The 25,629-nt window shown below is 58.1% G+C and carries 28 protein-coding genes and 1 tRNA gene; 12 read left to right on the top strand and 17 right to left on the bottom strand.

All coding sequences use genetic code 11. From position 1 onward, the window contains the following. Window positions 1–167: 167 nt before the first annotated feature. A complete protein-coding gene (locus AACY44_RS24830; RefSeq protein ID WP_339531254.1) occupies window positions 168–1,169 on the bottom strand; it encodes a formylglycine-generating enzyme family protein in 1,002 nt (333 codons plus the stop codon). 198 nt (window positions 1,170–1,367) lie between these two features. Then, window positions 1,368–2,369: a formylglycine-generating enzyme family protein gene (locus AACY44_RS24835; RefSeq protein WP_339531256.1), complete on the bottom strand. Its 1,002-nt coding sequence runs from the start codon at window positions 2,367–2,369 to the stop codon at window positions 1,368–1,370. 982 nt (window positions 2,370–3,351) lie between these two features. Between AACY44_RS24835 and AACY44_RS24840 the strand changes: the two genes are divergently transcribed. The 9 genes from AACY44_RS24840 (at window position 3,352) to AACY44_RS24880 (ending at window position 12,111) form a co-directional block, all read left to right on the top strand. Then, window positions 3,352–3,603, top strand: coding sequence for a hypothetical protein (locus tag AACY44_RS24840; protein ID WP_339531287.1), 252 nt, complete (start codon window positions 3,352–3,354; stop codon window positions 3,601–3,603). Window positions 3,604–3,683: 80 nt separating this feature from the next. Beyond that, window positions 3,684–4,703, top strand: coding sequence for a 3-oxoacyl-[acyl-carrier-protein] synthase III C-terminal domain-containing protein (locus AACY44_RS24845; RefSeq protein WP_339531258.1), 1,020 nt, complete (start codon window positions 3,684–3,686; stop codon window positions 4,701–4,703). Further along, window positions 4,703–5,710, top strand: a complete 1,008-nt coding sequence (locus tag AACY44_RS24850; RefSeq protein WP_339531260.1) for an NAD-dependent epimerase/dehydratase family protein — start codon at window positions 4,703–4,705, stop codon at window positions 5,708–5,710. The genes AACY44_RS24845 and AACY44_RS24850 overlap by 1 nt, the downstream gene beginning before the upstream one ends. Then, window positions 5,707–6,561, top strand: a complete 855-nt coding sequence (locus AACY44_RS24855) for an MBL fold metallo-hydrolase (protein ID WP_339531262.1) — start codon at window positions 5,707–5,709, stop codon at window positions 6,559–6,561. The genes AACY44_RS24850 and AACY44_RS24855 overlap by 4 nt, the downstream gene beginning before the upstream one ends. Next, on the top strand, window positions 6,551–7,909 hold the full coding sequence (locus AACY44_RS24860) for a F390 synthetase-related protein (RefSeq protein ID WP_339456944.1): 1,359 nt from the start codon (window positions 6,551–6,553) through the stop codon (window positions 7,907–7,909). The genes AACY44_RS24855 and AACY44_RS24860 overlap by 11 nt, the downstream gene beginning before the upstream one ends. Continuing rightward, window positions 7,897–9,051 (top strand): ATP-grasp domain-containing protein, encoded by a 1,155-nt coding sequence (locus AACY44_RS24865; RefSeq protein WP_339456946.1) that lies wholly within the window; start codon window positions 7,897–7,899, stop codon window positions 9,049–9,051. Before AACY44_RS24860 ends, AACY44_RS24865 begins: the two co-directional genes overlap by 13 nt. Beyond that, complete coding sequence (locus AACY44_RS24870) at window positions 9,048–10,187, top strand: hypothetical protein (protein WP_339531265.1); 1,140 nt, start codon at window positions 9,048–9,050, stop codon at window positions 10,185–10,187. Before AACY44_RS24865 ends, AACY44_RS24870 begins: the two co-directional genes overlap by 4 nt. Then, on the top strand, window positions 10,184–11,185 hold the full coding sequence (locus tag AACY44_RS24875) for a Rieske 2Fe-2S domain-containing protein (protein ID WP_339456950.1): 1,002 nt from the start codon (window positions 10,184–10,186) through the stop codon (window positions 11,183–11,185). Before AACY44_RS24870 ends, AACY44_RS24875 begins: the two co-directional genes overlap by 4 nt. Before the next feature lie 59 nt (window positions 11,186–11,244). Continuing rightward, a complete protein-coding gene (locus AACY44_RS24880; RefSeq protein ID WP_339531267.1) occupies window positions 11,245–12,111 on the top strand; it encodes a hypothetical protein in 867 nt (288 codons plus the stop codon). A gap of 193 nt (window positions 12,112–12,304) precedes the next feature. Here AACY44_RS24880 and AACY44_RS24885 read toward each other — a convergent pair. From AACY44_RS24885 to thrS, 9 genes are all read right to left on the bottom strand, one after another. Beyond that, window positions 12,305–12,381 (bottom strand) — tRNA-Pro (locus AACY44_RS24885). 90 nt (window positions 12,382–12,471) lie between these two features. After that, window positions 12,472–12,828 carry a MerR family transcriptional regulator gene (locus AACY44_RS24890; protein WP_003219935.1) on the bottom strand — a complete coding sequence of 119 codons (357 nt, stop codon included), beginning with the start codon at window positions 12,826–12,828 and terminating at the stop codon, window positions 12,472–12,474. Beyond that, entirely contained in the window at window positions 12,809–13,111 is a 303-nt protein-coding gene (gene ihfA, locus AACY44_RS24895) for an integration host factor subunit alpha (protein WP_002553164.1), read from the bottom strand. Before ihfA ends, AACY44_RS24890 begins: the two co-directional genes overlap by 20 nt. Window positions 13,112–13,114: 3 nt before the next feature. Continuing rightward, complete coding sequence (pheT, locus tag AACY44_RS24900; RefSeq protein ID WP_339437339.1) at window positions 13,115–15,493, bottom strand: phenylalanine--tRNA ligase subunit beta; 2,379 nt, start codon at window positions 15,491–15,493, stop codon at window positions 13,115–13,117. Window positions 15,494–15,519: 26 nt separating this feature from the next. Further along, window positions 15,520–16,536 (bottom strand): phenylalanine--tRNA ligase subunit alpha, encoded by a 1,017-nt coding sequence (gene pheS, locus AACY44_RS24905; protein ID WP_034099107.1) that lies wholly within the window; start codon window positions 16,534–16,536, stop codon window positions 15,520–15,522. 109 nt (window positions 16,537–16,645) lie between these two features. Beyond that, window positions 16,646–17,002 (bottom strand): 50S ribosomal protein L20, encoded by a 357-nt coding sequence (rplT, locus tag AACY44_RS24910; protein ID WP_003174975.1) that lies wholly within the window; start codon window positions 17,000–17,002, stop codon window positions 16,646–16,648. A gap of 29 nt (window positions 17,003–17,031) precedes the next feature. After that, window positions 17,032–17,226, bottom strand: a complete 195-nt coding sequence (gene rpmI / locus AACY44_RS24915; RefSeq protein ID WP_002553160.1) for a 50S ribosomal protein L35 — start codon at window positions 17,224–17,226, stop codon at window positions 17,032–17,034. 60 nt (window positions 17,227–17,286) lie between these two features. Then, the gene (gene infC / locus AACY44_RS24920; RefSeq protein ID WP_170947229.1) at window positions 17,287–17,838 is read right to left on the bottom strand and encodes a translation initiation factor IF-3; all 552 of its coding nucleotides are present in this window, start codon (window positions 17,836–17,838) and stop codon (window positions 17,287–17,289) included. Further along, complete coding sequence (gene thrS, locus AACY44_RS24925; protein ID WP_339420638.1) at window positions 17,838–19,760, bottom strand: threonine--tRNA ligase; 1,923 nt, start codon at window positions 19,758–19,760, stop codon at window positions 17,838–17,840. The genes infC and thrS overlap by 1 nt, the downstream gene beginning before the upstream one ends. A gap of 367 nt (window positions 19,761–20,127) precedes the next feature. Between thrS and AACY44_RS24930 the strand changes: the two genes are divergently transcribed. Further along, the gene (locus AACY44_RS24930; RefSeq protein WP_015884935.1) at window positions 20,128–20,442 is read left to right on the top strand and encodes a hypothetical protein; all 315 of its coding nucleotides are present in this window, start codon (window positions 20,128–20,130) and stop codon (window positions 20,440–20,442) included. A gap of 290 nt (window positions 20,443–20,732) precedes the next feature. After that, the gene (locus AACY44_RS24935; RefSeq protein ID WP_003234260.1) at window positions 20,733–20,945 is read left to right on the top strand and encodes a cold-shock protein; all 213 of its coding nucleotides are present in this window, start codon (window positions 20,733–20,735) and stop codon (window positions 20,943–20,945) included. Between the two features lie 73 nt (window positions 20,946–21,018). Here the strand turns inward: AACY44_RS24935 and AACY44_RS24940 are convergent, their stop codons facing one another. Both AACY44_RS24940 and AACY44_RS24945 read right to left on the bottom strand, forming a co-directional pair. Next, window positions 21,019–21,339 (bottom strand): I78 family peptidase inhibitor, encoded by a 321-nt coding sequence (locus tag AACY44_RS24940; protein ID WP_339420637.1) that lies wholly within the window; start codon window positions 21,337–21,339, stop codon window positions 21,019–21,021. 144 nt (window positions 21,340–21,483) lie between these two features. Further along, on the bottom strand, window positions 21,484–21,792 hold the full coding sequence (locus AACY44_RS24945) for a hypothetical protein (RefSeq protein WP_339420636.1): 309 nt from the start codon (window positions 21,790–21,792) through the stop codon (window positions 21,484–21,486). A 171-nt stretch (window positions 21,793–21,963) separates the two neighbouring features. Here AACY44_RS24945 and AACY44_RS24950 point away from each other — a divergent pair, with 171 nt between their 5' ends. After that, a complete protein-coding gene (locus tag AACY44_RS24950) occupies window positions 21,964–22,176 on the top strand; it encodes a hypothetical protein (protein WP_339420635.1) in 213 nt (70 codons plus the stop codon). 33 nt (window positions 22,177–22,209) lie between these two features. Here the strand turns inward: AACY44_RS24950 and AACY44_RS24955 are convergent, their stop codons facing one another. Genes AACY44_RS24955 through AACY44_RS24970 form a run of 4 tightly spaced genes read right to left on the bottom strand, consistent with a single transcriptional unit; the run spans window position 22,210 to window position 25,628 of the window. Next, entirely contained in the window at window positions 22,210–23,238 is a 1,029-nt protein-coding gene (locus tag AACY44_RS24955; protein WP_339439326.1) for a nucleoside hydrolase, read from the bottom strand. 25 nt (window positions 23,239–23,263) lie between these two features. Continuing rightward, window positions 23,264–23,668, bottom strand: coding sequence for a D-ribose pyranase (gene rbsD / locus AACY44_RS24960; RefSeq protein WP_314566768.1), 405 nt, complete (start codon window positions 23,666–23,668; stop codon window positions 23,264–23,266). Next, complete coding sequence (rbsK, locus tag AACY44_RS24965; protein WP_339420633.1) at window positions 23,665–24,582, bottom strand: ribokinase; 918 nt, start codon at window positions 24,580–24,582, stop codon at window positions 23,665–23,667. Before rbsK ends, rbsD begins: the two co-directional genes overlap by 4 nt. A 23-nt stretch (window positions 24,583–24,605) precedes the next feature. Beyond that, window positions 24,606–25,628 (bottom strand): LacI family DNA-binding transcriptional regulator, encoded by a 1,023-nt coding sequence (locus AACY44_RS24970; protein WP_339420632.1) that lies wholly within the window; start codon window positions 25,626–25,628, stop codon window positions 24,606–24,608. Between the last annotated feature and the right edge of the window lies 1 nt (window position 25,629).

The following is a 25,629-nucleotide window of genomic DNA, read 5'->3' on the forward strand; positions in this document are numbered from 1 at the left end:
TGCTCTCGCCGATCAAAGACGTACGGGCAGGAACGGTGGTGGATATCAAGCACAAGAAATAACGGAATGTCGCATCCTGAACGGTTCACCTTTTTTTGAATAGGTGGGGTTTATGGATCAGTTACGAATAATGAGGGCGCAGTTATAGCGCCCTCATTATTTTTTCTCTATATCGGATGATCGGATTGAATAGCGCAGCGGAAGCTAAAGCCAGGAGCATGCTGTTTTCTTACAGGTTCCTCTGCCCACCGTCTTACTGTACTCGCGCTGAGCAATGGGTCTTCTGGATAATTCGACCCCCTTAGCACCCGAAGTGTGCCTGTCTCGGGGCCGGTCGGATTCTCAAGCGGTGAGTAGCGATAATAGTCTTTGTCATACCAGTCATTGACCCAGTCAGTGGCATTTCCGGATAGATTGTAAATTCCCAAGGGGTTAGGGAAAAAGCTATCAACCGCAAAGGTAAGGCGCTCACCTTTACCTGATGCAGGAAAATTTCGTCCGTAGTTCAAACTGCCATTGTCGGTGGAGAACGCCACATGTTGTCCACGATTGCGGGCGGCATATTCCCACTGGGCTTCTGTGGGTAGATCCACCGGAAAACCACTCAGCCTCCCCAGCCAACGGCAATAATCCTTGGCTTCTTGCCAGCTTTGGACTGGCGCTGGAAGCTTGGGCGCGTAAAGAACACCCTTCAGGTCTTCTCGCTTGCGATCTTCTGCATCAAACAGCGGCTTGCCGTGAGCAATAAAAAACAGATCGAAATCTCCGAGTGTCGTCTGGTATTTTGATAGGGAGTAACTGCTCAGCTTAACGGGATGAACGAAGTCGTCATCACCGTCCATGCTTATATGCCCCATTCGTTCCGGGTCCTCGCCGCATGGCCAGTCGCACATATTGGCGGGGTCATCGTCATATGGCCAACCGAAATCCCCCATCTGAAACTCGCCACCTTCGACAAACACCATATTGTCCAGTGATTGCACCACTGTGTTCAGCAATTTCCCGCGAACCTCAGTGGAAAGCTTTGGGTATTTTTGCTCAATAGTCGCATTGATTTCAGCGACTTTATCTGGCGAGAGCTTCTGGCTCTTCGGCAAAGGGGAGGATTGCGCTTGGCAGCCTGTTAGCAGCACTAAAGTGCAAAGGGGTAAGAAAACGCGCCCGACCATTAAAAGATCCCTTTCCGTGCAAACTGAATGCACGAATCTTATCATTATTCATGCAAGGTAAAAACTTCAAATGCCTCGCACGCCATCAGCCAGGCCAAACTGCCACCATGCGCCAAAAGTTGCACACTGAAGGATGGTTTGGCCTAAAAATTTATCAAATAATGAGGGCGCATTTATAGCGCTCTCTATGTTTCTGCTTTATAGCGGCTGATCGGATTGAATAGCACAGCGGAAGCTAAAGCCAGGTACATGGCGTTTTCTTACCGGTTCCTCTGCCCACCGCCGTACAGTACTAGCGCTGAGCAATGGGTCTTCTGGATAGCCCGAACCTCTAAGAACCCGAAGAGTGCCTGTCTCGGGGCCGGTCGGATTCTCAAGCGGTGAGTAGCTATAATAGTCTTTGTCATACCAGTCATTGACCCAGTCAGTGGCATTTCCGGATAGATTGTAAATTCCCAAGGGGTTAGGGACAAAGCTATCAACCGCAAAGGTAAGGCGCTCACCTTTACCTGATGCAGGAAAATTTCGTCCGTAGTTCAAGCTGCCATTGTCGGTGGAGAACGCCACATGTTGACCACGATTGCGGGCGGCATATTCCCACTGGGCCTCAGTGGGCAGATCCACAGAAAAGCCACTTAGCGCCCCTAACCAACCGCAATAGTCCTTGGCTTCTTGCCAGCTTTGGACTGGAGCAGGAAGCTTGGGCGCGTAAATAATTTCCTTCAGATCTTCTCGCTTGCGATTTTCTGCATCAAACAACGGTTTGCCCTGAGCAATAAAAAACAAATCGAAATCGGTCAGTGTTGTTTGAAACTTTGACAGGGAGTAACTGCTCAGCTTAACGGGATGAACGAATTTATTATTAACGCCCATACTGATCGGTCCCATTCGGTCCGGGTTTACGCCACATGGCCAGTCGCACATATTTGCCGGGGCGTCGTCATGCGGCCAACCAAAATCACCCATCTCGAACTCGCCACCTTCGACAAACACCATATTGTCCAGTGATTGCACCACTGTGTTCAGCAATTTCCCGCGAACCTCAGTGGAAAGCTTTGGGTATTTTTGCTCAATAGTCGCATTGATTTCAGCGACTTTATCTGGCGAAAGCTTCTGACTCTTCGGTAAAGGGGATGATTGCGCTTGGCAGCCTGTTAGCAGCACTAAAGTGCAAAGGGATAATAAAACGCGCCCGACCATTAAAAGATCCTTTTCCGTGCAAACTGAATGCACGAATCTTATCATTATTCATGCAAGGTAAAAACTTCAAATTCCTCGCACGCCATCAGCCAGGCCAAACTGCCATCATACGCCAAAAGTTGCACACTGAAGGGCGGATAATCCTAGAATCCATCTCTACAGGGCGCGCACTTAAATACTCACAGACAAGTGCGCAACTTCTTGCGCACTTTTATTGATAATTTCTATGTTAGGAGTTAGCCAAGCCTACGGCTTTAGATTCATGTCATTGATAAACAAAGAATTTAATTTTCTTGCATAAACTTGACCATTGCTTGGAACCAGCAGCGCAAATATGCCTGTGGGTCCCTATATTCTCAGCAGTGCTGGCCGGACGATTCGCCCTGGATTATCAGACGGTACTGTCGATGCCTGAACCGGTGGAGTTCGTCTATCGGCAACTTCTCGCAGCCCAGCAAGCAGAGTATCTGCAACTCGCCGAGCAGGAGCGCTGGCTGCGCCGTATTGCAGCAGATGGATGCGCAGTGCCCTCTAGAAATTCATTCACAGTGTTATCCACACTTCAGCGGGCAACTTTTGGCCCATGATGGCGGTTTATTTTCGCACGTTTCAGCATCCAAATATCGGTCGATCGGGAAATTTCCACACGCACTTTAAGAATACTCCTACAGACCTGTCTATTGCGGCGAGTGTAAGGTTTGCCCGCAACATTTACTTTTCGGCCGTTCTCAAGTCGCCAAAAAAGGAAGGAGTTAGGGGATCCATTCATATTTCAATCGCTTAGGCTCGACAGGAAAACGCTAAAATATTAATGCGGTGGCGCGGATTTTAATTTTTTTTGGACCGTGGGTTTCTGATGCTTGCGTTGCGCACGCACATAAACGAGCGCGCTCGAAATGAATAATTTAAATCTCATTTTTTTGCCCGGCGTCGTTACAACTCTAATGAGAGAGTCGCGCCAATCTCATTTAAAAGGTCACGGATGTCCTACTCCAATAAACTTTCTGCTGATTATCTTGAGCTCGCAAAAACCTCTATTTCCAAAGAGATGTTTGCGGGCAGGCACGACCTGCGTGGAGTTGCAGTACCCGTTGGAAAAATCGCCATGAATCAAAAAAAGGCAGCAGGCTTGCATGCCTTGGCAATGCAACGCAGCAGAGCTGCTAGGCCTCAAACAGAACGTCTTCCTTTACTACTACAAATCCATGTTGTCGGACACCTATTAACTCGGTAGCCGCACTTCCTGCTTGCTCGCACCTGAGCGAGGGGAACTCTCTGGGTCGTGGATGCCCCTCCTCTCCAACCGGAACTTGAATGCATACTTCACAGCTGTTGCCACCCGTCTCTAGACCTATGGCCATTTTAGGTTCCGGGCACGCCCTACCCGAGCGAATTATCACCAGCGCCGGACTGGATGCTGAGCTAGGCCTAACGGCAGGCAGCGTGGCGCGCATCAGCGGTGTGGTCCAACGATATGTGGCCACCACAGCCGAAACGGCGGCCAGCCTCGGCGCTATTGCGGCCCGCAACGCCTTGCTCGCATCCGGCCTTGAGTTGGATCAGATCGACCTGATTGCCTGCGCCAGTGGCACCATGGACCAAGGCATGCCGTGTAACGCGGCCTTGCTGCACCGCGAACTGGGACTGGGTCAATCCGGTATTCCTGCCATGGACATCAACGCCAGTTGCCTGGGTTTCATCGCTGCCGTCGACACTCTGTCGTGGCCGCTGATTGCCGGGCGCTACCAACGCATTCTGCTGGTCTGTTCGGATATCGCTTCGTGCGGGTTGGACTGGCAGCACGTGGAAGTCTGCGGAATTTTCGGCGACGGCGCGGCCGCCGTGGTGCTGGGCGTCAGCGATGGCGGGCCAAAGATCATTGCCTCCAGCCTCAAGACATTTTCCGAAGGCGCGCACCTATGCCAGATCCCGGCCGGTGGCTCGCGCTACCACCCACGGCGCATTGATACTCCGTTCGAACCACTGACTAGCTTTTCGATGCAGGGAAAAGGCGTGTTCCGCCTTGCAGCCAAACATTTACCCACACTAAGGGATGAATTGTTAATCCAGGCCGGGCTAACCCAAGCACAAATCGACTGGGTCATCCCCCATCAGGCCAGCCAACAGGCGATGCAGCACGCCACCAAACGCCTGGGTTTCGACCCGAAAAAAGTTATCGACATTTTTGCCCACCACGGCAACCAGGTTGCTGCATCACTGCCCACTGCACTGGACATCGCCATCCGCGACCAGCGCATCCAGCGCGGGCAACGGCTAATGCTGATAGGCACCGGCGCGGGTCTGTCGCTTGGCGGCATGGTCCTGGAGTACTGATGAAGATTCTAGTCACCGGCGGCACCGGGTTCATTGGCCGGCACATTGTCTGGCAACTGGCGGCCGAAGGCTGCGAGGTGCAGTTCAGCGGCCGCAACGCCGTGGCGGCAGCCGAGGTTATTCGCCACAGCCCGACCACTGTGCGCTGGCTCCCGCTGGAACACGGTACGCCTGCGGCCACCGCTACGCTGATCGACGCCACACGATGTTGCGCCGCCATTGTCCATTGCGCGGCGTTATCCTCGCCGTGGGGTACGCCGCAGTCGTTTGCCCAGGCCAACCTGGATTCCACCGACGAAGTGCTCCACGCCTGCCACGCCAACACGGTGAAACGCTTAGTGCACCTGTCGACACCAAGTCTGTATTTCGCCTTCCGTGATCGTCTGGGCATCCGCGAAGACGAACCACTGCCACCACCGGTCAACGAGTATGCCCGCAGCAAGGCGCTGGCCGAAACACGGGTGCATGCGGCCGGGCTCGCCGAAGCGGTGATCCTGCGTCCGCGTGCGGTTTTTGGTCCGTGGGACGGGACGCTAATGCCACGTTTGCTACGCGTCATGCAGCGCGGGCCGATCCCGCTGATGCGCGGCGGCCGGGCTCAACTGGACCTGACCTGCATCGACAACTTGGTGCACGCGGTGGCGCTGAGCCTGACCCAACCCCTGCCGCGAGCCGTTTGCACCTACAACGTCAGCAATGGCACGCCGCTGGCCTTCGAAGACTTGCTGCACAGCATCGCCGAACAGTTCCGTTTGAACCTGCGCACCCAGCGCCTGCCGTGGCGGCTGGTGGACGCGGTTGCGCGGGCGCTGGAAACCAGCGCTCGCCTGCGTGGCAGCGACGAGCCTTTGCTGACCCGCTATGGCGCTGGAGTGCTGGCGTTCAGCCAGACCCTAGACCTCAGTGCCATCCGCAACGAGCTGGGTTACCGCCCCGTGGTGACACAGAACGAAGGTATTCGACAGCACGCGCAATGGTGGCTCGCCCAACAAGGAGCGCGATCATGAGCCGGACGGTAAGCCTCAATGTACTGCGCGCCGGTTGGTGCCAGCACCTGGAATGCATGGCTGATCGTGGCGGGCGGTGGGCACCGAGACGTTTCCCTGCGTTGTGCGGCCTGATTCGCCACCCCGATGCAGGGTGGATGCTTTACGACACCGGTTACGCCGAGCACTTTTTTAACGCCACCCAAGCGCTGCCCGAACGCCTATATCGCGGCGCGGTGCCGGTACAGTTGCCGGTTCAGGAGCAACTGCTCGGCCAGTTGAAGGCCTTCGGCATTGGTCCGAACGACATTCGTACGGTGATCATTTCGCACTTTCACAGCGATCACATCGCCGGGCTGCGGGACTTCCCCCAGGCTTCGTTCATTGCCCTGGACGCCGACCGTCGACACATCGAAAGCCTGCGCGGCCACCGCTGGCGCGCCACCCTCGGCGGTCATCTGCCGGCGTTGCTGCCGGACGATTTTGCCGCACGCTTGGCCCTCGCCGACACCTGCAAAAACGTTGCGCTGCCGGATTGGATGGCGCCCTTCAGCCAGGGTCTCGACTTGCTCGGCGACGGCAGCCTGATCGGAGTGCCGTTGCCGGGGCACAGCGAGGGCCAGCTCGGTTTGTTCATCCCGGATGCCCAGGGTCGCCCGGTGTTTCTGGTGGCGGACGCCTGTTGGTCGGTGCCCGCCTGCCGCGCCGAGCGCCTGCCGGCTCCGCCCGCGCTATGGTTTGCCAACCACGACGCCAAACAGTACCGCCAGACCTACAGCGGCCTAGGCACATTGATCCGCCGTGAACCGGCCGTAGCGGTGTTGCCGTCCCATTGCACCCAGGCCTGGGAGGCGTTCAGCGATGAGCAGTGAACGGTTGATCGGGACGCTGCGTAGCGCGCTGAGTTTTATCCACAGCCGCTACCGGCTGCGATTCACTCGACGCGAACAACTGGAAGCCTGGCAGGCCAAACAGTTGAAGCATTTCCTGCAGCGTGTGCTGCCCCAGGCCCGGCGCTTCAAAAACCTGACCGTCACCGACCTCACCGATCTACCACTGATGGACAAAGCCACCTTGATGGGCGACTTCACCGGGTTCAACACCCGTGGCCTGAGCCTGGAACAGGTGTTGCCGGTGGCGCGCCAGGCGGAAGAGTCCCGCGACTTCAGCCCGACGCTGGGCGACATCACCGTCGGGCTGTCGAGCGGCACCTCGGGTAATCAAGGGGTGTTTCTGGTCAGTGCACTGGAGCGCCAGCGCTGGGCCGGCATCCTGCTCGCGCGGACCTTGCCCCGCCATCTGATGCCACGCTTGCTCTGCCCTTGGCGCGCGCCGCTGCGGCTCGCGTTTTTCCTGCGCGCCAACAGCCGCCTCTACACCACCCTGGCTAGTCGCCGAATCGACTTCGCCTTTCACGACCTGACCCTCGGCCTGGACGCATCGCTGACACGCCTCAACGCGCAGCATCCCGATGTGCTGGTGGCCCCGGCCACCGTGCTGCGCGGCTTCGCCGAAGCGGCGCTGGCCGGGCGCCTGACGATCCGCCCCACGCACATTCTGTCGGTGGCTGAAGTCCTCGAAAGTGCTGACGCCGATGCTGTCCACAGGGCGTTCGGCGTCGTGCCGCAGCAGATTTATCAGGCCAGCGAAGGCTTTCTCGGCTACACCTGCGAGCAAGGCACCCTGCACCTGAACGAAAGCCATCTGCACATCGAGCCAGACTGGCTGGACGCCGCACACACGCGGTTTCAGCCGATCATCACTGACTTCTCCCGGCGCACGCAGATGATTGTGCGCTACCGCCTCAACGACATCCTACGGGTTGCCGAAACGCCTTGCGCCTGCGGGCGGGTCGAACGGGCGATTGCGGCGGTCGAGGGCCGCGCCGATGACGTTCTCTGGCTGCCTGACCTGGCCGGGCGTCAGTTGCTGGCGCTCTATCCCGACGTACTGCGCCGCGCCTTGCTGATGCACGGCGCCTCGTTGCAGGAATATGAAATCCACCAGCAAGGCCTTCACTGGCAGATCAACCTGCGCACCGCCGACGACTACGCTAGCCTGTGCGCGGCCCTCAGCGCCAGCGTCCATGCACTGTGTGCCCAACAGGGCCTGCAACCTCCGGCGCTGAGCTTCGGCCATTGGCAGGCGCCGCCGCCACACGCCAAGCGCCGACGCCTGAAACTCCTGCAATTGCCCGAGGGTTTGCCATGCACGTACTAATTCTCGGCGCACGTGCGCCTGCCTGCCTGGAATGGGCGCGAGCCTTTGACGAGGCCGGATGGACCGTCAGCGTCGGCGATTCGCTGAGCCAGCCGCTCAGCCGTTTCAGCCGCTCGGCGCAGCACTACGTGCGCTTGCCCGAGCCGCGACGGGGCCCTGCGGCCTGGGTCGAAGCGCTCGCGACGGTGATCGAGACGCAGCGCATCGACCTGCTTCTGCCAACCTGCGAAGAAGTGTTTTACCTGGCCCACGGCCTCGAACGCCTGGCACCGTTGTGTCGGGTGCTGACCAGCGACTTTGCGCTGTTGCACCGCGTGCATCACAAGGGTCACTTTGCGGCCATGACCGATGGTTGGGCCCTGGCCGCCCCCGAAACCCGTCTGCTGTCGGACCGTCAGGCATTGCTAGCACTCGCCGACGAGGCCGCGCAGTGGGTGTTCAAACCGGCGTACTCGCGCTTCGCCTCGCAGACCTTGATTCGCCCGTCGGCCCAACAGTTGAGCAACGTGCAGCCCACTCACGCCGCTCCGTGGGTGGCGCAGCGGTTTATCGAAGGGCGGGAGTTTTGCAGTTTCAGCGTGCTGATCGACGGAGTCCTGCGCGCCCACAGCTGTTATCACCCGCGCTACCGGGTGGGCCGTGGCTCGGGAATCTATTTCCAGCCAAGCGCACCGGAACCGGTGCGCCGGTTCATCGAACAGTTTGGCCGCGAAACAGGCTACAGCGGCCAGGTGGGTTTCGACTTTATTGAGGACCGCGACGGCCGTTTCCATGTGCTGGAGTGCAACCCACGGGCTACCAGCGGTGTGCACCTGTTCGACAACCAACGCAGGTCATTAGTAAGTAGCTTGAGCGATCCACCCGAGCGCGTACTGGAACCGACATCCGAACCACGGATGATCGCGCTGGCCATGCTTCTCCTGGCGGCACCGCAACGCGCCTTCAGCGCTCCGTTCTGGCGTGATTACGCCGCCGCCCGCGATGTCATCGTCCAGAAAGGCGACTTCTGGCCGCTGGTTGCGCAAATATTGAGCCTGGGAGAAATCATCGCCCGGGCCGCGTCCCGGCGCTGCGGATTGCTGGCCGCGTCCACGGCGGACATCGAGTGGAACGGCCAGCCGTTAAGCGAGCGCACGCCATGAAGCTGCTGCTCGAAGAGCAACTCCTCAGCGAACCTGCCAACCCCAATGACAGCCTCGCCCGGCGCTATGTTCGCGCCTGCGCCGGCGGGGCCTTGATCGGCAATGTCAGCACCCGCATGGCGCTGCTCGACACCGGTGCGCAGCAATTTCCGGTCAGCATCACCGAAGGCAACGAACCAGACGACAACTGCTATGTGGTGTCGCCCCAAACAGCCTACAGCGGTTATGCCCGCGAAGAGCTGAAGCGCCTCGGCCGGCCATGGCTGACCTGGCCGCTGAAGCTGCTGACCCAAGGCGTCGACCGCCTGCTGAGCGCGGCCAAGGTCGACCAACTGGTGCAGGTGAACAACTGGCTGCTGTCGACCAATCTTTATCCGACTGACTGGAACGTCGCCGAACTGCCAGCGATCACCGCGCTGCTGCGGCGAGACTTTCCTGATCACGGGTTCGGCTTTCGCTCGCTCAACGATTTCAGCAACCGTGAATTGCGCCAATGCCTGGAAGCCCTCGGCTACCTGAGCATCCCCAGCCGCCAGGTCTATCTGTTCGACGGTCGGGCCGGGGCGCAGGCGCCGTTTCTCAAGCACCACAACACCCGGCTGGACGCCACACTGTTGCGGCGCAGCCCGTATGACGTGGTGCCAGGCACTGCGCTGAGCGACACCGACTTCCAGCGCATCGAACACCTCTACAACCTGCTTTATCTGAACAAGTACTGCACTCTGAACCCGCACTACAGCGCCCAGTGGATGCAGCGCGGCCAACACGAAGGCTGGCTCGAACTGCGTGCCTTGCGCAGCCCTGAAGGACGTATCGACGGCGCGCTGGGCTGGTTCGCAAATTCGGCGATGATCAGCACCCCGATAGTCGGTTATGACACTGCATTACCACAGCGGGCCGGGCTCTATCGGCAACTGACCCGCCTATGCCTGCAAGAAGCCGTCGAGCGCCGCCAGGTGCTTAATTTCAGCTCCGGCGCCGCCGAGTTTAAACGCTTGCGCGGCGGGCAGCCGCAGATCGAATACAGCCTGATCCACGTCGCCCATTTGTCCTGGGGCCGACGGCTGGTATGGACAGTGCTTAGCCGCCTGCTGCATGGCATCGGCGTGCCCATGATGAGGAATCTCAAACTGTGAATCTGCTTGATCAGTGGTGGCCAGTGGCACTCAGCCACGAACTGCTAAACACACCGTTGGCGTGCCAGGTGCACGACACGCCACTGGTGCTGTTCCGAGCCAACGAGGGCCGCCCTGCCGCGCTGCCGGATCGCTGCCCGCACCGCTTCGCGCCATTGAGCGCGGGTCAGGTCCGCGACGGGCAGATCGAGTGCCCTTATCACGGCTGGCGGTTTGCCGCCGACGGACGTTGCACCCGAGTGCCCGGCACCGACCTGGCGCCGTGCAGCAAGCCGCTGCTCGACAGTTTGCCCAGTTGCGAAGCCCATGGGCTGGTGTGGATTAGCCTGAGCACCGAGAGCCCTCTGGCGCCGCCCGTTGCACCCGCCGAACACCGGCAGAAACTCGATACGTTCTGGATCACCGATCAAGTGCAGTGTTCGTTGCAAGACGCGGCGGAAAATTTCCTCGACGGCTTCCACACCCATTTCGTCCACTCCGGCTGGATCCGTCATGACAAACAACGACAGAAAATCAGTGCCTGGGTCCGCCCGCTCGTCGATGGCGTCGAAGCCCTGTACAGCGAAGAAAGCAAACAGTCAGGACTGATTTCGCGACTGCTCGAAGGTGAACGCGGCACCAGCATGGGACGTTTCCGGTTGCCGGGTCTGGCGGAAATCGAGTACCGCGACCGCAACGGCGGCCTCAATCTCCTAGTCAGCGCCTGGCTGACTCCTTGCGGTAACGGTCAGTTACGCCTGTTTGCACGGATCGCCACGACTCGTCGCTGGCTTCCGGCGGTGCTCAAACGCAGCGTGTTACGCCAATTGTTCCAGAGAATACTGCGCCAGGACCGACAGATCCTGGAACGAGTCAGCACCAATCAGCAGCGTTTCCAAGCAACGTCGGTCAAACCGCTGGACGGCCCGCAAGACTTGCTCGGGCCAAGTATTCGGCGGTTGCTCGAACACGGCCAGCCACTGGTCTTTGAAGCACGTCAGATCGACGTCTGGCTCTAAGAGGAAGCTAGTTAAAATTAAATAGAACTAGCAGATCCATTCTGGATGGTTAGCGCTTTGTGAAAATTGGTTTCAGCTTAGACACGAAGGATGACGGGCGCGATGAACTGGCCCAGTTACTCAAGGAGTCGCGACAGAACACCCGTCGTGACATCTGGTTATGGCTCTACTTGCAGCATTACCGACGCGCCAGACTAGACCCCTCCACCTGTAACGGCACGACCATGAGGAGCGTCATAGCCCACACCCTAAAGCGAAAGCCCTATTTGCTTGGGGTAGCAAACCAGAAGAAAGATCGGTTTATGCTCCCAGATGACTGCCTAAAGTGGATTGACGGAGGTGAAAGGCAATACCAATGGCTGCTTAGCAGGATTGAAGAGGTCAGCGACCTGAGACCTCCTAAGGGGCTGTCTCAAGAACTGGTACACCTCACGGGCAGAAATCATTTCATCGCCACGCTCGATATCTGGGACGTCGATATTGCAGATAAGGCCCGGGAAATCGAACACCTTCGCAAGGAGTGGCTCAAGCACAAGGCAAATGATCGTGAGTTCGCCTGGTTTGAAGACAAAAAAGAAGGCGCTCGGCGCTGTCAGTGCGCATGGGAATGGGTGGAAAGAAACGATAGATTCATATCCGAAGAGCAGCTTCCCATCAGCAACCATCAAGAGCTGCTCATGTATTTCGACAAAGCGAAGTATGGAAGCAGCGAGCAGAAGGCCGTCATTCAGCGGATCAAGCAGCGGTGGAGTCGCAAGCAGTTCGATGAACGCACAGCGGACAAGAAGCAGGTAAACGTCATGCTATCGAAAAGCGCGATCACAATCCTTGACGAGTTGGCCAAAAAGCACGATCTGAAGCGCGGCCAGGTGCTGGATCGACTGATTACAATGGAATCTGAGCAAGGCAGGATAGATCAAGCGTAACGGGGTCATTTTGGGCTGGCGGGTTGAGACCGCTCGCACCAGCGGTAATCTTTCACCGCCCTCGGCCAGCTCAGCGCGCCAACGCTGGGGACCAGCAAGTCTCAATTCACTACCAATTCACTACCAAAACGAAAAAAATCGCAGACATGAAAAAACCCAACTCGCTAAAGCTGGGCTAAGTCATTGAAAAATATGGTCGGGACGGAGTGATTCGAACACTCGACCCCTAGCACCCCATGCTAGTGCGCTACCGGACTGCGCTACGCCCCGACTAGGCGTGTTACTGGGTTTGCTTCCTAACGAAGCGAACCGGAATATACCGCAAGCTTTTGAAATGTGGAAGTATTTTAAAAGCCGGAATTACTTCTTCAAAACCACCAGTACATCTTCGAGTTCGGAGATCATCTGGCGGATCATTTGCTTGTATTGCGTAGTGTCGTCTTTGGCTTCATCACCGGACATACGCTGGCGAGCGCCGCTGATGGTGAACCCCTGATCGTACAGCAACGCGCGGATCTGTCGGATCATCAGCACATCCTGGCGCTGATAATACCGACGGTTACCTGTGCGCTTGACGGGGTTGAGTTGAGGAAACTCCTGCTCCCAATAGCGCAAAACGTGCGGTTTTACCGCACAGAGCTCGCTGACTTCACCAATGGTGAAGTAGCGTTTGCCTGGGATGACGGGTAGCTCGTCGTTATGACTTGGTTCCAGCATAAGCCTCAACTCGGGCCTTCAACTTCTGCCCTGGACGAAAGGTGACCACACGGCGAGCCGTGATCGGGATTTCTTCTCCCGTTTTTGGATTGCGGCCAGGCCGCTGGCGTTTGTCCCGCAGGTCAAAATTGCCGAAACCGGACAATTTGACCTGTTCGTTGTCTTCCAGAGCGTGTCTGATTTCTTCAAAAAACAGCTCGACCAATTCCTTGGCCTCGCGCTTGTTCAGACCCAACTCTTCGTACAGACGTTCCGCCATCTCAGCTTTCGTCAAAGCCCCCATACGTCACTTCCTTAACGTGGCGTTCAACCTTTGTTCGAGCGAGGTGAGGATATTTTGTGTCGTGGTATTCACCTCATCGTCATTAAGAGTGCGCGATGGATGCTGCCAGGTCAAGCCAACTGCAAGGCTTTTTCTATGCGGATCAATGCCTTTACCCTGATAGACGTCAAATAGCCTGAGGTCTGTGAGCCATTCCCCTGCATTTTCACGGATCACATCCAGAACGGCAGTGGCGGCCACTTCACGGTCGGCGATCAGCGCCAGGTCGCGGCGCACTTCAGGGAAGCGCGACAACTCGCAGAATTTAGGCATTTTGCCCGAAGCAACTTCAGCCAGAACCAGCTCAAACACAAAGACCGGACGGTCCAAGCCGAGGGTTTTCGACAGTTCAGGGTGAATGGCACCAACGAAACCTACCAGGCGCCCTTCACGCTCGATGCGTGCCGTCTGGCCCGGGTGCAGCGCTGGGTGGCTGCCAGGCAGGAAAGTGAAGGCATCCAGCGCACCCGCAAAGCCCAGCACTGCTTCCACGTCAGCCTTGACGTCGAAGAAGTCCACGGCGTCGCGGCCCTGCGCCCAACCTTCCGGCAGACGGCTGCCGCAGACCACGCCAGCCAGCATCGGCTCTTGCTTCAGGCCGTCCAACTGACCGACAAAACGCAGGCCGCTTTCGAACATGCGCACGCGGTCTTGCTGACGGTTCAGGTTATGGGAAAGGGCTTTCACAAGGCCTGGCCACAATGACGAGCGCATGGCAGCCATGTCGTTCGAAATCGGGTTAGCCAGCAACAGTGGCTCGACGCCCGGGTTGAACAGTTCAAACTGCTTTGGATCGATGAAGCTGTAGGTCACCGCTTCCTGGTAGCCACGGGCAACCAGCAGGCGACGCAGCTCAGGCAGGTGCGCACGCGCCTCAGCCTTGGGCTGCGGTGCCAGGCGGGCTTGCGGGTAACGAACCGGCAGACGGTTGTAGCCGTACAGGCGGGCCAGTTCTTCGATCAGGTCGACTTCCAGGCTGATGTCGAAGCGGTGGCTTGGCACCTCAACGGTCCACTGCCCTTCCCCGCTCGAGGAAATACCCAGGCCGAGGGCCGACAGCAACTGCTCGATTTCAGCCGGCGCGATTACCAGGCCGAGCATTTGCTCAACGCTCTTGGCGCGCAGGGTGATCGGGGCAACGGACGGCAAGTACTGCTCGTTGACGGTTTCGGTGATCGGGCCGGCTTCGCCACCGGTGATTTCCAGCAGCAGGCCAGTGGCGCGCTCCATGGCTTCACGGGCGAGTTTCCAGTCCACACCACGCTCGTAGCGGTGCGAGGCATCGGTGTGCAGGCCGTAGGAACGAGCCTTGCCAGCGATAACGATCTGGTCGAAGAACGCACTTTCAAGAAATACGTCACGGGTCGTCTCGGACACACCGCTGTGCTCGCCCCCCATCACGCCGGCGATCGCCAGGGCGCGGGAGTGGTCGGCAATCACTAGGGTGTCGGCACGCAGGCTGACTTCCTGACCGTCGAGCAGAACCAGCTTCTCGCCTTCTTCAGCCATGCGAACACGGATGCCACCGTTGATTTCGGCGAGATCGAAGGCGTGCAGCGGCTGGCCCAGCTCAAGCATCACATAGTTGGTGATGTCGACGGCAGCGTCGATGCTGCGTACGTCGGCCCGACGCAGACGCTCAACCATCCACAGCGGGGTTGGCTTGGACAGGTCGACGTTGCGGATCACACGCCCCAGGTAACGTGGGCAGGCGTTTGGCGCCAGCACTTCGATCGGGCGCACCTCTTCATGAACGGCAGCCACGGCTGCAACCACTGGGCGGGTGACCGGGGCGTTGTACAACGCGCCCACTTCACGGGCCAGGCCGGCGAGGGACAGGCAGTCGCCACGGTTCGGGGTCAGGTCGACCTCAATGCTGGCGTCTTCCAATTCCAGGTAAACACGGATGTCCTGGCCCACTGGTGCGTCGGCCGGCAATTCCATCAGACCATCATTGCCCTCACCTACTTGCAGTTCTGCCTGGGAGCACAGCATGCCGTTGGACTCAACGCCACGCAGCTTGGCCTTCTTGATCTTGAAGTCGCCCGGCAGCTCAGCACCGATCATGGCAAACGGGATCTTCAGGCCCGGGCGCACGTTTGGCGCTCCGCACACGACCTGGAAGGTTTGCGCGCCATTGCTGACCTGGCACACACGCAATTTATCGGCATCAGGGTGCTGCTCGGTGCTCAGCACCTCGCCCACTACCACACCGCTGAAAACACCGGCGGCCGGCGTAACGCTATCGACCTCAAGACCGGCCATCGACAGACGAGCAACCAGCTCATCGCGATCTACCTGCGGGCTTACCCAGCCGCGCAGCCATTGTTCACTGAATTTCATCCTGCTCTCCTAAAGATTCGTTACGACTAGCGAAATTGCGCGAGGAACCGCAAGTCGTTGTCGAAGAACAGACGCAAGTCGTTCACGCCGTAACGCAGCATGGCCAGACGCTCAACGCCCATACCGAAGGCAAAGCCCGAGAACTCTTCCGGATCGATGCCGGACATGCGCAGCACATTGGGGTGAACCATGCCGCAGCCCATCACTTCCAGCCAGCCAGTCTGCTTGCAGACGCGGCAGCCTTTACCGCTGCACATCACGCATTCCATGTCGACTTCAGCGGACGGCTCGGTGAACGGGAAGAACGATGGACGGAAACGCACCGCCAGTTCCTTCTCGAAGAACACGCGAAGGAATTCTTCGATGGTGCCTTTGAGGTCGGCGAAGTTGATGTCGCGATCAACAAGCAGGCCTTCGACCTGGTGGAACATCGGCGAATGGGTGATATCCGAGTCGCTACGGTACACACGGCCTGGGCAGACAATGCGGATCGGCGGCTTGTTCGCTTCCATGGTGCGGACCTGTACCGGCGAGGTATGGGTGCGCAACAGCATGTTCGCGTTGAAGTAGAAGGTGTCGTGCATCGACCGGGCCGGGTGATGGCCTGGGATGTTGAGCGCCTCGAAGTTGTGATAGTCGTCTTCGACCTCAGGGCCTTCGGCAATGCCGTAGCCGATATGGGTGAAGAACTGCTCGATACGCTCCAGAGTCCGGGTGATCGGATGCAGACCGCCCGAGGCCTGGCCGCGGCCTGGCAGGGTGACATCAATGGACTCGGCCGCGAGTTTGGCCGCAAGATCGGCCTCCTCGAGCGACGCCTTGCGCGCATTGAGAACCTCTGTGACACGCTCCTTGGCGACGTTGATGAGCGCGCCGACTTGCGGGCGCTCTTCAGCCGGCAAATTCCCCAGGGTCTTCATCACCTGAGTCAATTCACCCTTTTTGCCAAGGTAGTGAACCCGGATTTGCTCCAGGGCATTGATATCTTCAGCGCTTTGCACAGCCTCAAGAGCTTGAGCGACGAGCGCGTCCAGGTTTTCCATGTACAGACTCCAGATACAAAATAGGGGAAGAGCTTGAAGGCTCTTCCCCTATTTATGACGTTTACCACCTAGGGCTGCAGGAGCAACCCAGGGTGACTGTCGGGGGTACTTAAGCCAAGGTGGCTTTAGCTTTCTCGACAATCGCAGCAAACACCGCTTTTTCGTTCACGGCCAGTTCAGCCAGAACCTTACGGTCGATTTCGATGGACGCTTTTTTCAGGCCAGCGATGAAACGGCTGTAGGACAGACCGTTAACACGTGCACCAGCGTTGATACGAGCGATCCACAGAGCGCGGAACTGACGTTTTTTCTGACGACGGTCACGGTAGGCGTATTGGCCTGCCTTGATTACCGCTTGCTTGGCAACACGGAATACGCGTGACCGCGCGCCGTAGTAGCCTTTAGCGAGTTTCAGAATTTTTTTGTGACGTTTACGGGCAATGACGCCACGCTTTACACGAGCCATGAGTTACTTCCTCTATCTTGATCCAAAAATTAACGAAGGCGCAGCATGCGCTCGACTTTTGCCACGTCAGACGGATGCAGCAAGCTGCTACCGCGCAGTTGACGCTTACGCTTGGTCGACATTTTGGTCAGGATGTGGCTCTTGAAAGCGTGCTTGTGCTTGATACCGTTAGCAGTTTTCAGAAACCGCTTAGCAGCACCACTTTTAGTCTTCATCTTTGGCATGTTCGGATACTCCGCATTCAGTTGATAAACATAATCAGAAGGCCTGCCGTGCCCTGTTGATTACTTCTTCTTTTTCGGGGCGATGACCATGATCAGTTGGCGTCCTTCCATCTTAGGATGCTGTTCGACCGAACCGTACTCGAGCAGGTCAGCTTCAACCCGCTTGAGGAGTTCCATCCCCAGCTCCTGGTGGGCCATCTCACGGCCGCGGAATCGCAAGGATACCTTGGCCCTGTCCCCATCACTCAGGAAACGTACCAGGTTGCGCAGTTTTACCTGGTAATCCCCTTCCTCCGTCCCTGGACGAAACTTGATTTCTTTAACCTGGATCTGCTTCTGGTTTTTCTTGGCTGCGGCAACCTGCTTCTTCTTCTCGAAGATCGATTTGCCGTAGTCCATCAGCTTGCAGACAGGCGGTACAGCATCGGCGGAAATCTCCACCAAATCGAGCTTGGCTTCTTCAGCCTTAAGAAGCGCGTCTTCAATTGACACAATCCCAAGCTGCTCACCTTCAGCCCCAATTAACCGAACCTCACGTGCCGAGATATTCTCGTTGATCGGGGCTTTCGGTGCAGCTCGTTTATCTTGTCTCATTTCACGCTTAATAATAATTACTCCGAATCTGGGCGACCACGCCGGGAAACCGCTTGCGCGAGGAACTCAGCGAGCTGGGCGACGGGCATCGAGCCCAGGTCAGCACCTTCACGAGTACGCACAGCGACAGTCTGCATCTCGACTTCCCGATCTCCAATAACCAAAAGATAGGGAACCTTGAGCAAAGTATGCTCGCGGATTTTAAAGCCGATCTTTTCATTTCTCAAGTCGGACTTGGCACGAAATCCGCTTTCGTTGAGAGTTTTTTCAACTTCAGCGGCAAAATCTGCCTGTTTATCAGTGATATTCATGATCACTGCCTGGGTCGGAGCCAACCACGCGGGGAATGCACCCTCGTAGTGCTCGATCAGGATCCCGACGAACCGCTCGAACGAGCCGAGGATCGCCCGGTGCAGCATAACCGGGTGTTTACGGCTGTTGTCTTCGGAGACATATTCGGCTCCCAGACGGATCGGCAGGTTAAAATCGAGCTGCAGGGTACCACACTGCCAGACGCGGCCAAGGCAATCTTTCAGCGAGAACTCGATCTTCGGACCGTAGAACGCGCCTTCACCCGGCTGCAGATCGTACGCAAGGCCCGCGCTGTCGAGCGCTGCGGCCAGTGCCGCTTCGGCGCGATCCCACAGCTCGTCGGAGCCAACGCGTTTTTCCGGACGAGTGGACAGCTTCATTTCGACTTCGGTAAAGCCGAAATCTCGATAAACGTCCATGGTCAGCTTGATGAACGCAGCGGATTCAGCCTGCATCTGCTCTTCGGTGCAGAAGATGTGGGCATCGTCCTGAGTGAAGCCGCGCACGCGCATGATGCCGTGCAGCGCACCCGACGGCTCGTTACGGTGGCAAGCACCGAACTCGGCCAGGCGCATTGGCAACTCGCGGTAGCTCTTCAGGCCCTGGTTGAACACCTGCACGTGGCAAGGGCAGTTCATCGGCTTGATAGCGTAGTCGCGGTTTTCCGACTGCGTGGTGAACATATTGTCGGCGTAGTTGGCCCAGTGCCCGGATTTCTCCCACAGGCTACGGTCAACAACCTGAGGCGTCTTGATCTCCAGGTAGCCGTTCTCGCGCTGCACCTTGCGCATGTACTGTTCGAGCACCTGGTACAGGGTCCAGCCGTTCGGGTGCCAGAACACCATGCCCGGCGCTTCTTCCTGGAGGTGGAACAGGTTCAGGCGCTTGCCGATCTTGCGGTGGTCACGTTTCTCGGCTTCTTCGATGCGCTGGATGTAGGCAGCCAGCTGCTTCTTGTCAGCCCAGGCGGTGCCGTAGATCCGTTGCAACTGCTCGTTCTTGGCGTCGCCGCGCCAGTAGGCGCCGGACAATTTGGTCAGCTTGAACGACTTGAGGAAGCGCGTGTTCGGCACGTGCGGGCCGCGGCACATGTCGACATATTCTTCGTGGTAGTACAGGCCCATGGCCTGCTCGTCCGGCATGTCTTCCACCAGGCGCAATTTGTAGTCTTCGCCACGGGCGGTGAACACGTCGATCACGTCGGCGCGCGGCGTGACTTTCTTGATCACGTCGTAATCTTTTTCGATCAGCGCGTGCATGCGCTGCTCGATGGCTGCCAGGTCGTCCGGCGTAAAAGGACGCTCGTAGGCGATATCGTAATAGAAACCTTCGTCAATGACCGGGCCAATCACCATTTTCGCGGTGGGGTACAGCTGCTTGACCGCATGGCCAATCAGGTGAGCGCAAGAGTGGCGAATGATCTCAAGCCCCTCTTGATCCTTGGGCGTGATGATTTGCAGACTGGCATCGGAGGTGATCAGGTCGCTGGCGTCGACCAGCTTGCCGTCGACTTTGCCAGCCACAGTGGCCTTGGCCAGGCCAGCACCAATGGATGCGGCGACCTCAGCTACGGAAACCGAATGATCGAAAGAACGTTGACTGCCATCGGGAAGAGTAATAGTTGGCATGGCGCCTCCTCTCCTAGTGGTGACCCCTACCAAAGGTCACGTGGGTTGGGATGAGCCAGTACAAGATCCAACACCAGGCCGTTCAGTGATGAACGCCTGCCTCACAGCGGCAGGAGCCTTTCGGCCAACCGATAATCAGACCAGAGTGACTGGAGTGAGCTAAAAAGAACGTGGCAAGGCGGCAAATGGCGCGCCTGGAAATAGCCAGGCTGCGGATGCTAGCACAGATGAACGGTCATCGCGCCGCCGCCATCTTGCGTAAACACAAATTCCGGCCTTTATAGCTGCAAAAGTGAACTTGAGCTGTACGCAACGCCTCAAACCCACTGAGAATCGCCGTTCGTCCTCGACCCAAAGGAGCATCCTCATGATGCGTTTCACCTCTACCCTCGCTCTCGCCGCTTCCCTGACCCTCCTTTCTCTCGGCGCACAGGCAGCTGCCCCGTCGAACTGGCCAGCCGGTGCTCGCGACAGCTTCGTCAGCGATTGCAGCGCAGCTGCGAGCCAGAATGTGGATGCCAAAACTGCCAAAGCCCATTGCGAATGTGGCGCAGACAAGATCAACGCCGAATTGAGCACTGCGGAGATCAAGGAACTCATGACCAACCAGAACGCCAGCCCGGAGCTTAAAAACAAGGCAGTCGCGGCTATTTCGTCCTGCAAAGTCGTGAAGAAAAAGTAAGATTCTTGGCGGCTCACATGCCTGTTTCGCCGGAAAAATGGCCCGAAAACTGCCGTTTCTCACAAATTACGCAGCTTTTACGGCTTTTTTTACGAGCTGATATTTCGAGCTAAAGCCCCGTAAATCGGGGCTTTCAGCCGACCAAAGAATCAAACGCAACGCGATTGATTAGCAAACAATGCCTTGGGGGGGCTCCCAAGCCGAACATTTCGACTATGATAGCCCTGTGTGCCCAGTTGGCCTGAGCAGCACAGCACTACTGACAAATATATGTTTCTTGGAGATACACCATGTCTAATCGCCAAACCGGCACCGTTAAATGGTTCAACGATGAAAAAGGCTTCGGCTTCATCACTCCTCAAGGTGGCGGTGACGACCTGTTCGTACACTTCAAAGCTATCGAAAGCGACGGTTTCAAAAGCCTGAAAGAAGGCCAAACCGTTTCCTTCGTGGCCGAGAAAGGCCAAAAGGGTATGCAAGCGGCACAAGTTCGCGGCGAGTAATTCTCCGCTGAGCTAAAAAAACCCCGTCCATGTGACGGGGTTTTTTATGGGCGCTGCAAAAGCCAGCAGAGGCTTAGCCGCAATTGACCCGCGTGATCACCAGGTTGTCGTCGGTGCTCAGGTTCAAGCGGTCGGAGCGGTATTCGAGGGTAATCATGTCGTTCGGCTTGAGGATTCGTGCGTTCTGCGCACCGGCTCGCGTACGCGCCTGGTCCAGCAACTGGGGCGAAGCTTTCTGGCCTATGGTGAATTCGGCGGCCTTCGACTCACAGCGGCTGTAACCGGCACCGGCCGCGGCGGCGTCTTTGGCTGGCTCAGAGGCACCCGGGGTGCTGCAACCCGCCAACGCGAGTGCTGCCAACAAAGTACCGAATGATGCGAGCTTCCAAGGCATGAAGCCTCCTATGATAAAAAATGGACAGAGATCGTGCGACAGCGATTGGGCGGATTGGTTTCAAGACGTAAATCGCCGCAGGGCAAGTCTGCCTGACTCTCGACAGGCATTCGCCCGGTCAATCGTGACCAGATATGAATGAAATCAGTAGATGTCGATGTAGGCGAATTCTGGGTGTGGCCAGTTCTGTTTTAACGCGTTGAAAATCTGCGTCACCCAGACCTCGTCGCTGGCGGCCACATTGCCTACGTATCCGGAGCCTTTGGCCCAGGTCTCCAGGCGAAACAGCAGCCCGTCGATGTCCACACCGCCTACAGCGTGGCCTGAAGAGATAAAGGCGATTCCGGCTTTGGTCACCCGTAACTGGGTATGTTCGTCGTCGCTGGCACTGGCCAGCAGTTGGCGCACATTCGCCAGGGTCAGGTTCTCGGGGTTGTTCAGGTCGATCTGCACGTGGTGTTCCCCGGCAATTAAACAGGCCGACAGTGTCGCACAGCGCCGACGTCATTCCGAGCCACCTCATGCCTAAGTATCAGTGCCAAACGCAACGTAAAATGGTTAACTGCCCCGGTAAGAACCGCGCTCCAGCGCACTACACAGCACTTTTAGCCCCGCGAGATAGTCATGACCACCGTAACGCTCCAAGCCGACATCAAAGCCAAGTGGCCCCAGGGACAGAGCTCCTACAGCCCCGGAAGCCCGGAGGAATTGGCCATCATCGGTATCGACCTGCTGGTCAAGGAATTGGGCACACGGGCGGCGCAGGCGTTCATCGGCCAGGTATTCGAGAAATACCCGGCCGACCACATGGGGGCACACAACCCCGAGCTCGAATAAGAACCGGCCGACGAACGCCGACCAGTCAACACATTACTTCAGGCGCGCGAGACGCTCGGTCAACAAATCGAAAAAGCCCTGCGCATCACCGTTCTCAACCCAGAACACGTTCTTTTCGTGTTTCAGGCCGTCGTACCAATCGACAATGGTCTGGCCGAAGGTCGGGCCTTCTCGGCTGTCCACCACCACATTGGCCTGACGACCGCTGAACAGCGAAGGCTTGAGCAGGTAAGCAATGACGGTAGCGTCATGCACCGGGCCGCCCGGGATGCCGTAATGCTCCATGTCGCCCTTGACGTACTCATTGAGAATGTCGCCGACAACCTTGCTCGCATTGTTATTGATGTCGGCAATCTTTTTCAAGCGCGCCTCGCTGGTCAGTACCTTGTGAGTCACGTCCAGCGGCAGGTAGGTCAGCTTGACGCCACTTTTGAGCACAATCTCGGCCGCGATCGGGTCAGCGAACAGGTTGAACTCCGCCACCGGGGTGATATTGCCGCCATTGAAGTGCGCGCCACCCATCACCACCACTTCCTTGATGCCTTGGGTGATTTCCGGCGCCTGGGTCAGTGCCAGCGCCAGGTTGGTCTGCGGGCCGAGCATGGCGATAGTAATGCTGTGAGGCTTGGCAGTGCTCAGGGTCTTGATCAGGTAATCAACGGCATTACCGTCAGCCAGGCCTTTTTTAGGTTCATGCACAGTGACGCCAGAAATACCTTCCTTGCCATGAATATTCTCAGCGTAGATCGGCGTGCGCAGCAGCGGCGCTGGCGCACCGGCGTAGACCGGGATTTCCTCGCGCCCTGCCCACTCGCGGGCCAGGCGTGCGTTGCGGGAGGTCTTGTCCAGGCGCACGTTACCGGCGACGGTGGTCAGCGCACGAATGTTCAGTTCCTCCGGCGAAGCCATGGCGAAGAGCAATGCCACCACATCATCGGCGCCTGGGTCGGTGTCGATGATCAGGTCGATTTTTTCCGCCGCGTGGGCGCTCGCTGCTGTGAGTGCGGACAAAAGCAGGACACTCCGGAACAGGTTTTTCAGGGTTGGGAGACCACGTTGCATAAAACACTCCTTGTCGTTGGGAACTCTAGAAGGTTACGCCGGACACCAGCGCGATATTGCAGTAAGGCTGGCATTCGCCGGTGCGCACTACGGCGCGCGCCTTGCGGCTGAGCAGCTTGAATTCTTCATGGCTGGCCAGGCGCCGCTCACCGAGGGCTGCCTGCTCTGTGAGCGTATTGAGGTCGGCCAGCGCCGGCGGCTGCTTGAGCAGGATTTCTTCGGCCAGCACATGGCTTTCCACCTGCATTTCGCTGAGCACGATACGCAAAGTGCTGATGAAGTCCGGGATGCCCTGGGTCAACGCCAGGTCAATCAACTCGACGCCCGGCGGCACCGGCAGGCCGGCATCGCCAATCACCAGGATGTCGCCATGCCCCAGGGAGGCGATCACACGCGACAGTGCGATATTCAGCAGAGGTGTCTTTTTCATGAGGGCACAAAACCTTGTACGTCGTGCAGCGTTGGAATAGAGGGTTGCGCACCGGCTCGGGTGACCGACAACGCCGCCGCGACCTGACCAAAACGAATCGCCTCGGCCTCGCTTTTGCCATCGGCCAACGCCGAGGCAAAACCACCGACAAAGGTATCGCCTGCCGCCGTGGTATCCACAGCCTTAACCTTCGGCGCCAGCAGATGCTCAAAGCCCTGGCCGTCGGCAAACAGCGCGCCCTGAGAGCCCAGCGTGATGATGACCTTGCCGGCGCCCGCCTGAATCAGCTGGGTCGCCGCCGCCTTGGCGCTCTCAATGGAGTCGACCATCACACCGCTCAGAGCGGTCGCTTCGCTTTCATTGGGGATCAGGTAGTCAATCGAGGCGTACCACTCAGCCGGCAATGGACCGCTGGCCGGGGCCGGGTTGAGGATCACCGTCTTGCCCAATTCACGCCCGCGCTTGAGGGTGTAGCCCACAGTGTCCATCGGCACTTCCAGCTGGCAAACGATCACGTCGGCCGCCTGCAGCACCGCGTCGAACGCCTGCAACGAGGCCGGCGTGAGTTCGCCGTTACTGCCCGCGACAATCACAATCGCGTTCTGGCTGCTGTCATCCACTACGATCAATGCCACGCCACTGGAGCCGTCCACGCTGCTGACGGCCTGGCAGTCGATGCCTTCCACCAACAGCGCGTCACGCAACTGGGCGCCATAGGCATCGGTACCGACACAACCTATCATCGAAACATCGGCGCCCAGTCGCGCCGACGCTACAGCCTGGTTCGCGCCCTTTCCGCCAGGCACCGTGGAAAACGTTTGGCCGATGAGGGTTTCACCGGCACGCGGCAACCGGCTGGCGCGGGTGACCAGGTCCATGTTCAAACTGCCCACTACCACTACTTTTGCTGGCATACATCAGTACTCATCAATTCGGTTCAGCGGTATTGCGCGAACGTACCGGCGACGGGCGCCGTCGACTCACGCAATACGATGCTCGGCGTCACGATGCGTTGATCGATCGGCAGTTGGGGGGTTGCAATTCTTCGCAGTAAAAGCTCGGCCGCTGTTTCGCCCAGTTGCACGATCGATTGCCCGACCGTGGTCAGCGCCGGATAGACGTAGCGGCCCATTTGAATGTCATCGAAACCGATCACCGACAGCTCACCCGGCACGCGGATATTACGCTCCGCCGCTGCGCGCAACACGCCGAAACCGATCATGTCGTTGCTGGCAAAAATGGCGCTGGGCGGATTTTGCGCCAGTAATTGCACGGCGGCGGCATAACCGCCAGTGCTGGTGAAATCACTTTCCTGGGTGCGATTGGCCCCCACCGCCACGCCCGCCTCACTCAACGCGCGGTGATAACCCGCCAGACGCATCTGCGCGACGCGGGTATGGGCCGGGCCGCCAATGCAGGCGATATCGCGGTGGCCCAGGTCGAGCAAGTGTCGGGTCGCCAGGTAGGCGCCCTCCTCGTGATCGATACGCACGAGGTCCACGTCAATGCCATCCAGCGCGCGGTCGACGATCACCATGGGCGTACGCACCGCACTCAAGCCTGCGGCAAGGCCACTGTCGTCGCCACCCACCGAGGTCACGATCAAGCCATCGATACGCTTCTCCAGCAATACGCGCAGATAGCTGCGCTGCTTTTCAGCGTTGTCGTCGGAGTTGCAGAGGATCACGCAATAGCCATTACGCTCGCAGTAATCCTCGATGCCCCGGGCCAGCTCCGCAAAATATGGGTTAAGGCTATTGGGCACCAGCAAACCGATGGTGGCCGTGGTCTTGGCTTTGAGTGAACGCGCGACAGCGCTGGGCACATAGTCGAGTTGCTTGATCGCCGCCTCGACCTTGATGCGTACCGGCTCGCTGACAGGGCGAGTCTTATTCACCACATGGGACACCGTGGTGTAGGAAATACCTGCAAGCGCGGCCACATCCTTGATCGTTGCCATG

This window comes from Pseudomonas sp. RA_15y_Pfl1_P11, from assembly GCF_963970975.1.
GTDB classification, from domain to species: Bacteria; Pseudomonadota; Gammaproteobacteria; order Pseudomonadales; family Pseudomonadaceae; genus Aquipseudomonas; species Aquipseudomonas tritici.

What these genes read in the sequence shown, in the direction of transcription:
- AACY44_RS24950 (WP_339420635.1), top strand. Translation starts at nt 21,964, where the DNA reads ATGACCACCGTAACGCTCCAAGCCGACATCAAAGCCAAGTGGCCCCAG.
- AACY44_RS24935 (WP_003234260.1), top strand. Translation starts at nt 20,733, where the DNA reads ATGTCTAATCGCCAAACCGGCACCGTTAAATGGTTCAACGATGAAAAA.
- AACY44_RS24865 (WP_339456946.1), top strand. Translation starts at nt 7,897, where the DNA reads ATGCACGTACTAATTCTCGGCGCACGTGCGCCTGCCTGCCTGGAATGG.
- thrS (WP_339420638.1), bottom strand. Translation starts at nt 19,760, where the DNA reads ATGCCAACTATTACTCTTCCCGATGGCAGTCAACGTTCTTTCGATCAT.
- AACY44_RS24835 (WP_339531256.1), bottom strand. Translation starts at nt 2,369, where the DNA reads ATGGTCGGGCGCGTTTTATTATCCCTTTGCACTTTAGTGCTGCTAACA.
- pheS (WP_034099107.1), bottom strand. Translation starts at nt 16,536, where the DNA reads ATGGAAAACCTGGACGCGCTCGTCGCTCAAGCTCTTGAGGCTGTGCAA.
- ihfA (WP_002553164.1), bottom strand. Translation starts at nt 13,111, where the DNA reads ATGGGGGCTTTGACGAAAGCTGAGATGGCGGAACGTCTGTACGAAGAG.
- AACY44_RS24860 (WP_339456944.1), top strand. Translation starts at nt 6,551, where the DNA reads ATGAGCAGTGAACGGTTGATCGGGACGCTGCGTAGCGCGCTGAGTTTT.
- AACY44_RS24955 (WP_339439326.1), bottom strand. Translation starts at nt 23,238, where the DNA reads ATGCAACGTGGTCTCCCAACCCTGAAAAACCTGTTCCGGAGTGTCCTG.
- AACY44_RS24840 (WP_339531287.1), top strand. Translation starts at nt 3,352, where the DNA reads ATGTCCTACTCCAATAAACTTTCTGCTGATTATCTTGAGCTCGCAAAA.
- AACY44_RS24855 (WP_339531262.1), top strand. Translation starts at nt 5,707, where the DNA reads ATGAGCCGGACGGTAAGCCTCAATGTACTGCGCGCCGGTTGGTGCCAG.
- AACY44_RS24830 (WP_339531254.1), bottom strand. Translation starts at nt 1,169, where the DNA reads ATGGTCGGGCGCGTTTTCTTACCCCTTTGCACTTTAGTGCTGCTAACA.
- rbsK (WP_339420633.1), bottom strand. Translation starts at nt 24,582, where the DNA reads ATGCCAGCAAAAGTAGTGGTAGTGGGCAGTTTGAACATGGACCTGGTC.
- AACY44_RS24845 (WP_339531258.1), top strand. Translation starts at nt 3,684, where the DNA reads ATGCATACTTCACAGCTGTTGCCACCCGTCTCTAGACCTATGGCCATT.
- AACY44_RS24870 (WP_339531265.1), top strand. Translation starts at nt 9,048, where the DNA reads ATGAAGCTGCTGCTCGAAGAGCAACTCCTCAGCGAACCTGCCAACCCC.
- rbsD (WP_314566768.1), bottom strand. Translation starts at nt 23,668, where the DNA reads ATGAAAAAGACACCTCTGCTGAATATCGCACTGTCGCGTGTGATCGCC.
- rplT (WP_003174975.1), bottom strand. Translation starts at nt 17,002, where the DNA reads ATGGCTCGTGTAAAGCGTGGCGTCATTGCCCGTAAACGTCACAAAAAA.
- AACY44_RS24850 (WP_339531260.1), top strand. Translation starts at nt 4,703, where the DNA reads ATGAAGATTCTAGTCACCGGCGGCACCGGGTTCATTGGCCGGCACATT.
- AACY44_RS24940 (WP_339420637.1), bottom strand. Translation starts at nt 21,339, where the DNA reads ATGCCTTGGAAGCTCGCATCATTCGGTACTTTGTTGGCAGCACTCGCG.
- AACY44_RS24930 (WP_015884935.1), top strand. Translation starts at nt 20,128, where the DNA reads ATGATGCGTTTCACCTCTACCCTCGCTCTCGCCGCTTCCCTGACCCTC.
- pheT (WP_339437339.1), bottom strand. Translation starts at nt 15,493, where the DNA reads ATGAAATTCAGTGAACAATGGCTGCGCGGCTGGGTAAGCCCGCAGGTA.
- AACY44_RS24970 (WP_339420632.1), bottom strand. Translation starts at nt 25,628, where the DNA reads ATGGCAACGATCAAGGATGTGGCCGCGCTTGCAGGTATTTCCTACACC.
- rpmI (WP_002553160.1), bottom strand. Translation starts at nt 17,226, where the DNA reads ATGCCAAAGATGAAGACTAAAAGTGGTGCTGCTAAGCGGTTTCTGAAA.
- AACY44_RS24890 (WP_003219935.1), bottom strand. Translation starts at nt 12,828, where the DNA reads ATGCTGGAACCAAGTCATAACGACGAGCTACCCGTCATCCCAGGCAAA.